5 protein-coding genes are annotated in these 10,123 nt (G+C 62.2%); 2 read left to right on the forward strand and 3 right to left on the reverse strand.

Annotated features, from left to right (window positions below; all coding sequences use genetic code 11):
* Nucleotides 1–226: 226 nt before the first annotated feature.
* The gene (locus O9271_RS18265) at nt 227–673 is read right to left on the reverse strand and encodes a hypothetical protein (RefSeq protein ID WP_298272961.1); all 447 of its coding nucleotides are present in this window, start codon (nt 671–673) and stop codon (nt 227–229) included.
* Between the two features lie 147 nt (nt 674–820).
* Entirely contained in the window at nt 821–1,750 is a 930-nt protein-coding gene (locus tag O9271_RS18270; RefSeq protein ID WP_298272963.1) for a hypothetical protein, read from the reverse strand.
* A 458-nt stretch (nt 1,751–2,208) separates the two neighbouring features.
* Between O9271_RS18270 and O9271_RS18275 the strand changes: the two genes are divergently transcribed.
* Both O9271_RS18275 and O9271_RS18280 read left to right on the forward strand, forming a co-directional pair.
* Nucleotides 2,209–3,492 carry an SIR2 family protein gene (locus tag O9271_RS18275; RefSeq protein ID WP_298272965.1) on the forward strand — a complete coding sequence of 428 codons (1,284 nt, stop codon included), beginning with the start codon at nt 2,209–2,211 and terminating at the stop codon, nt 3,490–3,492.
* A gap of 2 nt (nt 3,493–3,494) precedes the next feature.
* Nucleotides 3,495–5,234 (forward strand): ATP-binding protein, encoded by a 1,740-nt coding sequence (locus O9271_RS18280; protein WP_298272970.1) that lies wholly within the window; start codon nt 3,495–3,497, stop codon nt 5,232–5,234.
* 275 nt (nt 5,235–5,509) lie between these two features.
* Here the strand turns inward: O9271_RS18280 and O9271_RS18285 are convergent, their stop codons facing one another.
* Nucleotides 5,510–9,976 carry a hypothetical protein gene (locus O9271_RS18285; protein ID WP_298272973.1) on the reverse strand — a complete coding sequence of 1,489 codons (4,467 nt, stop codon included), beginning with the start codon at nt 9,974–9,976 and terminating at the stop codon, nt 5,510–5,512.
* Between the last annotated feature and the right edge of the window lie 147 nt (nt 9,977–10,123).

The raw sequence follows: 10,123 nt of genomic DNA on the forward strand, positions 1-10,123 counted from the left end.
TTCTGAAGTGGCGTCTCGGTGCGGTAGCCGAAGACGTCGTGGCTGAATAGTGCCTCTACTGCCCTTGAGTTTGAGCCGACCCACCTCGCGCACGGGTTTGCGTTCAGGCTTCTAGGTGGTCGCCAGAAACTTCACCTCGCTCTGGTTGACTTTCTACTGGCAGCACAGCGCTAACACAAAGTCGGAGTCGTGGAGAACCCGGATGTTCGCGTTGTGCGCGAGTGGGTCAAGTGCTGTGTCGAACCCGAGGTAACGGTGCGGGACGGTCTGCCGAAGACTGCCACGTATCCACCAGCTCAACCCCGGCCGCCCGGTAGCGGGCAAACACGTCCCCGCCATCCCAACCTGTTGGCATCCTGGCGCGCAGCCCCGCTGCGTTGAGGGCCTGGTCCTCTTCGACCGTGACCACGGCGCCCACGCAGAAGTCGAGGATGCGTCGTACGTCCTCGTCCGATGGCGCAGGCTCGCCAAGCAGCAGTCCAATGAGCACGCGACGCGGCACCGAATGCTCGTGTTGCAAGTCGGTGCGCTGTGCGATGGCCCGCGTGCTCCAGTACCGACATCCCTCGTATTTGCCGTCAAATTCCGACAGCGTCCAGCAAATATTGTCGAGCAACGCGTATTTCGATCCGTACGTGAGGCTCGAGCCAATGGCAATGACGGCATCGCGCATCAATTGCTCGCGGTCACGCTGACGAGAGGGCCTTTTTCTCATTGGAGTTCGTGGAAATTGACGGTGGCACCGGAGCGCGCGTCGTGTGAATCGTGGACGTCTGTGCGCAATGATAGGGCGCGCGTACGACAGTCGCACGATTTCCACCTACTCATCAGGCGCTCGCCACGCGGCGAACCGACGCAGGACGTCGGTGCCGCCCAATAGCTCGCGGGCTTGCGACAGGCGCGAACGAACTGCGGCCTGCTCCTCCTCCGGAAGCGCACCGGCTCGGCGCTGCAGGTCCTCAAGGAAATCCTCGCGAGCCTTCGCGACGGCCCAGGCCTCGATGATCTTGGCCAGCTGTTCGCGGCTCTCCACGATCTGCCGTTCGCGACGACGCTGCGCCTCTTCTCGCGCCCATATCGCCTGCTTGCGCTCCCACTCGATACGCGCCGCCTCCGCCCGGGTGTGCCCCTCCTTCACGAGCTCCACCAGCACCGGGGCTGCCGCCTCGAGACCGCGCACGATGGCGGGGATCATGTCGACCAACGTGCGTCCACTCGTTTCCTCCCACTGCTGCTCCCACTTTGCCACATGGTACGGTGACGACGCACGCAGGCACAGCCGGCCTGATGCGAGCTCCTTGTGCGTCGTCCAGGATGCGGCGCCATACCCGCCTCGTTTCGGCGGCGCGAGCTTGGCGACCGGCACATACTCGCCGTTGAGGTAGCGCACCTCGGTGTTCTCGCTCTGCTCGTAGATAGTGAGCCCTATGGCCACGGTGCCAATGAAAGCCACGGTTGGCCGGTCGGGCGCCCATTTGCTGTGATACGCGTCGTACCCATCCCGGCGCTTGGGCGGGTTCTTGCGCTCCTCCAGCGCTGGTCGGTACAACTCCTCGCCAGCTCGGGCAATGGCCACGGGATACCCGCGCGCCTCGAGTGCGCGGTAGAGTGTCGAGCTGACGGTCAGCGCGCGGTCGAGTATTTCCGGCGAGACATACAGATCCGGCAGGGCGCGACGAAATGGCCGAAGGTGGCCGCTGTCCGCGGCGCGTCGGGAATTGAGAAAGTCCTGCTTGACGTTGGCGACCACGGGGTGCGGGCCATCCGTGGGGATGGTCGATTTGACCTTCGTTCGGCGCCGTCGTTCAGGGGCGACAGGTAGCGCTCGCCGTTCACGACGGAGGGCCTGCCCGCGGGTCCATTCGACGGCGTCTCCGGGATTCGCCGGCGGGAGCGGCGGCCGCTTCGGGGCCTTGTTGACCGCCAGCTTCGCCCAGTACCCGCGAGCAGGGCGCGGGATGTTCATCTCCGTGCACACGCGAGCGAGAAAGCTTGAGGAGACACCGTAACGGGCAGCGACCGCAACCGCGGGTTCAGTCCAGATCTCCTCGTACAGGGTTTCACGAGTGACAGGGAAAGGCATAGGGTTGCATTGCCTCAGCGAGAGGGCAGAGCCGAAGTCGCGAATGTCTTTGCCAAGCAGTAGGATCACAAGGGGCAGATGAAGAAGAATGCCGAACGCTGTATTACACAAACCGGAGTTGGAGAATGACCGAGCGTAAGGTTCTGGACGGCACGGCGCCAACGAAGACGAGCGGTGATGAAGTCCAGCGCAAGTTCTTTGGCCCCCGCGCTACTCAGTGGACCCCACTGGAGCTCCCGACGGATCTATCAGATGATCCAAATGAAGCGCAGCGCCAGATATCCGGAGTGAAGTTGGCGCAATCTGAGCTGAGCAACGCACTTCTCGCCTCTCTGCAGATGCCACACCTCGTAGTCTTGGCGGGAAGCGGTACATCCCTCGGCCCGAAGGTAAATGGGCCTTCAATGTCGGACCTTTGGGATCGCTGCGTAGGAGTTACGACGAAGAGTGAGAACGGGGAACTCGCGAGCACGACGCTCGCTGATCGAGTGATTAGCTCAATCGGCTATTCCGTGGAGAGCCTTGGGAAGAACATCGAGGCTCTACTGTCTCGGTGTGAGTCGTTCCTGCAGCTCCACGACAGTGACGATGTAGCTCAGTTCGTTAAGGCGTCAAAGGAGACGATCTTAGAGGAATGCTCACGATTTGTCGCTGGTGGCGACCGCGATCAGCTGAAGGCGCATCTGACATTCCTGCATCGCCTGTCTCGAAGGCGCGTTCGCGACTCACGGCTGAAGGTGTTTACCACCAACTATGACGTGTGCTTCGAAGCCGCCGCCGGTCAGCAGGGCTTGGTGGTCATTGATGGGTTCTCCTTCACCCAGCCGAGGCGATTTGATGCGCGGTACTTCGCGATGGACATTGTACGACGCGGGAGCGCAGGAGATGAGCAGTCGAGCCTCCTGGAGGGGGTATTTCACCTCTACAAGCTTCATGGTTCTGTCACATGGGCGAGAAAGGCGAACGACACGATTGAGATAGTGGAGAAGACCAACGCAAGCGAGGCGTGTCTGATCTACCCAGCTCGAGGCAAGTACCAGCAGTCTTACGCGCAGCCGCACCTCGAACTCGTCTCGCAGTTCTTCTCAGTTCTTCGTCAGCCGAACACGTGTCTGGTTGTCGTCGGATTTGGGTTCAATGATGACCACCTGTCAGAGCCAATTCTGGCCGCCGTTCGCTCCAATCCCCATTTCCGATTGATCGTGGTCAACCGCTCCGCTGAGAAGACTTCAGCAACGGGAAGCAATCGATACTGGAAAGCGTTCCTTGAGCTCGCCTCCACAGGTGAGGATGTTTGGATGATCAATGCCGACTTTGAGCAGTTTGCAGAGCTGATCCCTGACCTAAAGGCCCTCACGCCCGCCCAGCGCCTCGCCCGTGATGTCCGTTTGATAGCGGAGGAGCAGTAACGATGTCTGGATCAAACGACGATCACGTTGATCTCGGTCTTCTCTCTCGTGAGCTCTTCATTGGAATGGTTGTCAGTATCAGTGCGACAGCCGTTCGCTTTACACTGCTTGGCGCGGTTGCAGCATCCGGGATGCACTTTCTGGGCAGCAGGTACGGCAAAGGGGAGGTCGGGGAGTATGTCCTAATTGAGGGACAGACAGGGGTCACGCTGGGTCGCATCGTTGAAGTGCACTTGGCCGATTCTGATCGGAATGAGGCAGCCTCGATGGCCGGCAAGGAGCAACTGAGGGCCACTGCGACGGTCCAGCTACTAGGAACGGTGGCAATGGATTCGCTACGTGTAACCGCTGGGGTGGATCAGTATCCCCGTCTTAATGACCGCGTGTACAGCGCCCCCCTCAAATTTATCGCGCTGCTTCCCTCCTTCGCCCAAGTCGGCTCGAGCGAGTCGTCGGTGTCGCTGCGGCTCGGTTCGGTGGATCTAGGCAGCCAGTCCGAGGTTGAGGTTCGGCCCGAGACGCTCTTTGGCCGACATTGCGCAATTCTTGGGGCTACTGGCGGCGGGAAGAGCTGGACGACGGCGCGAATAATCGAAGAATGTCTTCGCCATCGTCCGAAGATCATTCTGCTTGACGCCACCAGCGAGTACCGCGACTTCGCCGGAGCGGATGTCGAGCACCTCCACCTGGGAACGCCGGTCAAGAAGGGGGTCGGCTCAGCTCAGGCAACACTACCTCCGACATCATTTCTTGAGTCAGACTTCATCGCACTGTTCGAGCCCTCGGGGAAGGTGCAAGGACCTAAACTCCGTGAGGCTATCCGAAGCCTTCGGCTGATCAAGCTGCGGCCACAACTGGGCATCAGCGGCTATCTTGAGAAGCGCAATCGCTCCAAGAAAGACGTGGTAGAAGCGATGCAAGAGGAAGAAGTTGCCTCGAAGCTCGACGATCCTCGCCAGGCATTTGAAGTCTCTATGCTTGCACGCCAAGTCCTTCACGAATGCGTCTGGCCGGATGCCAAGTTTCCGACGGACTTAACCAAGTGGGGTGACATCAACGATAGCGAAGTCTCGTACTGCCTGTCGCTGGTTACGCGAATAAACGCCGTCCTCACGTCACCGGCATTCAGTTGCGTGTTCAGTCAGAATGGTCTATCCGTCACTGATGCCTTTCGCTCCTTTGTCACCGGAGGTTCGTCGCTTCTACGAGTGTGCCTTAGCGGCGTGGCCCACGAGTTTAAGGCGCGGGAGATCGTCGCAAACGCCTTGGGAAGATACCTGCTCGGTCTTGCTCGTGAGGGAGCCTTTGAGCAACGGCCAATCGTGGTTTTTGTTGATGAAGCTCACAACTTCTTGGGGCGCTCCATTGGCGGCGAGGATAGCTTCGCGAAGTTGGACTCATTCGAGTTGATTGCCAAAGAGGGACGAAAGTACGGACTTACAGTCTGCCTCGCGACTCAGCGACCGAGGGACGTGCCCGAGGGAGTTCTCAGTCAGATGGGTTCCCTCATCGTACATCGCCTAACAAATGACCGCGACAGGGAGGTGGTCGAGCGGGCTTGCGGAGAAATCGACCGATCCTCAGCGGCATTCCTGCCAGCACTAAAGCCTGGCGAAGCTGCTATCATTGGCGTGGATTTCCCGATTCCTCTCACGATTTCGGTGCGTCCGCCCACGGTTCGGCCTCGCTCGGATAGTCCTGACTATCAGCGAACTTGGGCTGGTATTCATGACACGGGCTGATGTCGCATCTTCTTGCTGGGAGAATTCGTCAACGGCTCCGCGCGCGGGCAGGCATCTCAGGATTGCCCGCGCGGTTAACGCGCCTTGTGGTGGCGGATGTCGGGCAGGATCGTCCGTCCCCGACTACCGCGGTTACTACAGCTAACGTCCGATCAGATATGGGCGGTTGACTGATCGTTGGATCCACTGACTCGTAGGACATTGACGCTCGCGAGCGTAACGTGGAAGTATATTCGTCGCAGCACACAGTTGACCGACGCGCCTTGATCCGCAGTCTACCCCCGAAGGACGCGGCGCAAGTCGTCAGCCGGCGCCGGTAGGCCAAAGAGCGTCGTGCGACGCCTTTCGGTGCGCTTCGTCGCCTGTTTGAGGAAGCGCTCGTAGATGTCAGCCGCGAACATGGTGAAGGTTGGCGACCGCGATTCTTCAAGCGTGCGCCAAGCGTGGCGCACGCGGGAGTCCGCGAGTCGCTTACCAAGGGTTGCGAAGCGCCATACGTCAACGGGTGATTCGGCCTCGCTTGCACGGCGGAGCCACGTGGTCATCCAAAGGTGGCACTCGCGCGCTCGACGCGCCGCCTGTGCCACATCGCCCAAGACGCCTGATCCCCACTCGCGAGCGAGCGGGTCGTAGTCACCCGCACCCTGCGCGCGCATGCCGGCGAGCGTGAGCGCGCGGGCGACCGCAGCTGGGGTGCCGGAGGCCAGCCATGCTTCGATTAGGTGGTCCAGTCGTCGGTCTGCGGCTGCCGCCTCTGCAGCGCGCACGACGCCTTCAAACTCCGCATCCGTCATGCAGCGAACGAAAAGCGATTCCTGCAGCGCGTGGAGGTCAGGGGCATCTGCGAAGCAAGCACGATACGTGACGTCAGCGCCGTCGATAGTCACTCGTCGGTATTGCTGCTCGCCCAGCCCACGCATCAGAACGGGGACCGCGATAGCCGGATCGAAGCGCGCGAGTGCGCCGGCCAACGTCATGGCAAACGGCGCTACTTGCATCCATGCCAAGGGTGATGCGTGTTCCAGCAGCGCTTCACACCACTCGCGCACCGTTTCTCTGTGGCGCTGCACGAAGCCCTCCAGCGCCGTGGCGGGGGGAAAGTCAAGTAACCGGCGTTCGGCATCTTGCCAGCCAGACACTGCTCCGCCAATGATTACGCTTGTGTTCTCCTCTCCGCTGTCGGTCAACCGCGTCCGATGTCGCGCGAGTAGCGTATGGATGGCGCGGTCGAACGCCTCTATCCCGAGCGGGCCGAAGGAGCTGGCGGCCAGCGGAAGAACATCAGCGCGGAGCAATGCGAGGGAGGCTGGCGTCGGGCGACGATGTATCGCCGACGCGACGGCGTTGATGAAGCGGTCATCGTTCGGGTTCCGATAGATCGGCCCCCTTGGATCTGCTGCGCTTTGGAGCAACGCGTCGTCCAAGGACGGATCGGCCGCGGTACGACTCGCATGAGCGGCCATCGCAACTGTCTCGAGATCGTCGCTCAATAGATCGGCGCGTAACCGCGTACGGCTCTCATCGGTAAGGGGCATGGGATGCGCGCCAGCTGCAAACAACGCCCATCTGCGCTGTGCCGCCGAGGCATGCCGGAGTTGCTCGTCTAGTACAGCGGACGGTAGTGGCCGAAGAAAGGACAGCAGAGACGTGTACAGCGGAAAGTCGTCGGGAAGGGCGTGGAGCAGCGCTAGTTGTTCGGCCGGTCCCAAGTGAAGAATGCTGAAGCTAGTAAGCTGCGTGAGGACAAATCGCCGGTTTCGGTCGTGGTCGTCGGCCCCAAAGCGAATTGCCCCCGCGTGCAATTGGCCGAGGGCATGCCTTAGTGCGTCAGCCGTCGTCGCGTCGATAAGTGGGGCAAGCCACGGCAGCTGAAACGCAAGATGGTACAAGGCCATACCATCCCGGTGTGGCGCACTTTGCATGATCGTGCGAAGCACCTGTACGAGCAGGTCCGGCGCAAATCGAGCGAGAACCGGCACGGCCTCTTCGAGTCGCTGATCGTCCTGCGTGACCTGCCCATACGCCCAAAGTTCGTTCACCGGTAGCAGCGCGACAGTGCGCGCCGCTTCTTCCACGCGCTGCCCGGCTTCGGACGCCGGGGCAAACGGATCCCCATCCGCCACGCGTGCCGCGGTACACGCCAGCGAGAGGTCCGTATCGAAGGAAAGGCGCGCCGCCCACTGCGTGGTCGCCGAGTCGCCCAACGAGCGGAGCAGCCACGCGAAGGAGCGGCGGATAGGTACAGAGGCGCTGGCGTCGTCGGGCACGACTGTACGGACGTCAGCAGCTATAGCTGCCGCGCAAATCGCCGGATCGTTTTCGTTCAACAGCAGAACCCAGCGCAGGTCTGCGGCGGTGATGAAACGGTCTGAACCCACTAGGTTGGCGAGCGCCCAACTCACCACCGCTGGAGCGAACCGCGTCAAAGGGCGTCGCGCAATCAGCCTGAAAGCCGCGCGGTGCAGAAAGGCCGAGCCGGTGGTCTCGATGTGGAATGTCCGCGCCGTCACCGTCGCACGTTCACTCGGCGTGAGCAGCGCGGCACCACTTGTCTCGTTTGCTGTAGCGCCGTCGCTCTGCCAACGGGCTAGCCATCGCGGCACCCGTGTCTCGGTCTCGGCGCTGACACTTGGGTGGTCGCGCCCTGCGAGGATCAGGCGAAGGAGCGCGTGACGATCCGACAGCGTCCACCGTCCAGCCACCTCGTCTTCTTCGAGTAGGTCAAAGAAGAGTGCGGGATCGGTGCAAACGTAGGACGCCACCATCCACGTGGCCGCACGCCCGGTATTCTGCAGGTTCAGCCATGTGCGAACGAGAGCGCGACGACCACTGGTCGGATACCCGGTCTCGAGACAAGCGAGGCCGACTGCCGCGGCAACGATTTCCCCGACGTCATCGAAGCCCTGTACAGGTGCAAGTGCCGCGTCGATAGCTTCGTCGAGTGCATTGGCCGATGCGATGCGGGCGGCCGCCATCTCACGCACTTCGCGCATCAGGAGCAGGCCGAGCGCGAACGGCAACGTGTCCGCCCGAAACCGATACGTATTGCGCCGCTCGGCATCCGGGACCAAGAACCGTCCTTCCGCAATCTCGAATAGATCGTCGCGTACACGCTCGACACCCGCGCGCGCCGCCAGACCACTATGCGTGGCCCATGCGTCGAGCGCGAAAGGTGTAGCAGCGCTGTCGCGCCACGCCCGCGCGTGCGATGCCAACAAGTCAGCAAACTCCGAGTCGCTATGTGCCAACAGCGCACCGCGCTCGCGCTCGCGCTGCTGCCAATACTCAAGCAGGAGCCGCTCCCGCGTAAGCTCCGACGGATCAAGCGCAAGGCGGTCTAGGAGCCGGAGTGCAACGGCCGCGACCCTCGGCGAGCGCAAGAACGCGCGCAACGGCGTGGAGATTTGCTCGCGATCCACGCCAGCGCTTACCAACAACGCGTCGAGCTCCGCATCCGTGAACTCTGGGACCACGACCTCGTGCAGCCTAGCGTCCGAGCCGAGTCGCCGTCGCACGTCCGATGCCCAATAGCCCGGGCGCGCCGTCACGACCAGCACGCCGCCCAAAGCGCGCGCAGCCTCGGCGTACGCGCTAATGAGATCGGCCCAAGGCAAGTACGGATGCTCATTGAGCCCGTCCAGAACGATTATCAAACGCGGCTCAACTGAGGGCCCGTGCGTCGACCACCTTCGGAGCCGCCGATACCATTGCTCGATGCGGGCGGGATCGTCGCGTTCCTCCTGTTCTGCTAGCAGGCGCGCCAAAGCGCGCAGTGGATGCGCCGGACCAACCTCGCCGACCACATGGGTCCGCCGGCCGGCGATGAAGATCAGGATTGGAGCCGTCTCATGTTGTGCCCACCAGCGGAGGACGAGCCACGATTTTCCCGTCCCCTCGTCGCCCAACACGACCACCGCCGCCGGTGTCTCATCAGAGCTTGATTCAAGGCCTCCGTCCACCGTCGTGCGGTCACTGCGGGTCGTACCCGAGGCAGACGCTTCGGTCACCGCAATTGTGAGCTGCCGCTGCAGCAACGGCCGGCCGACAAGGGGCGGACTATCGGGCCCGACGGCCACCAGTTGCCCGAAGCTCCGCTTGGAGGCGCGGTTGGATTCAAGGCGCCGTCGCAGCCAGTCGGCGGCCGAGCGCTGCAGAGTTCCCAGCCCGAATAGCGGTTCAGCGCATTCCGCCTGAATGCGTGCGGCCACCGATGCAAACGCCTCGTGTGCACGAATACCGGCCAAAACAGTCGCCAACTGCTCCGCGTTCGTGCTCGGCTGTGCCCTTGACCACCACGCGCAAGTTTCCTCGGGTGCGAGGGCGAGCAGCGCCGCCAGCCGAGGCACTGCATGGTCGCTCCAATCTAGTACCAATAAGCTGATGCCCTGCTGATCAAGCACCTCGGCGGTGCGTCGAACGACGTCATCGCCTACTTCAGCCGTAGCGCCGAGCACCCAGAGATCAACGGCGCCGGTCAACGCGTGACCGCCCAAGATCGCCTTACCCGCGACTACCTGCAGGCTGGGTGCACGGTCGTACCGCTTGGCCTCCATCGCAATGCCGAGTCCGGCGCTCTGCGCCGAACTCGCATCGCGTCCGAACTGCGCACCGGATTGCGCCAAACGGAGTGGTACGCCCGTAAGTGCCTGGAGTGTGACCTGTACCAGCGCCTCGAAACCGCGCGGTCCTGTCGGATCGGTCGCCCGCAGCCAGTCTCGAAGCTGTGTCACATCGTCAATCACAGGCATATTGAACCGCCCCGGGTTTGGCGGAGGCTCCCAGCTTTGAGAGATTGGGAGCATGACGAAAGACAAAGGGGTCCGGGGGCGCGGCAGCAAGCCGTTCTCGCCGGAGGTCCGCGAGCGGGCCGTCCGGCTGGTGCAGGAGCA

The organism is Gemmatimonas sp. (assembly GCF_027531815.1).
GTDB lineage: Bacteria > Gemmatimonadota > Gemmatimonadetes > Gemmatimonadales > Gemmatimonadaceae > Gemmatimonas.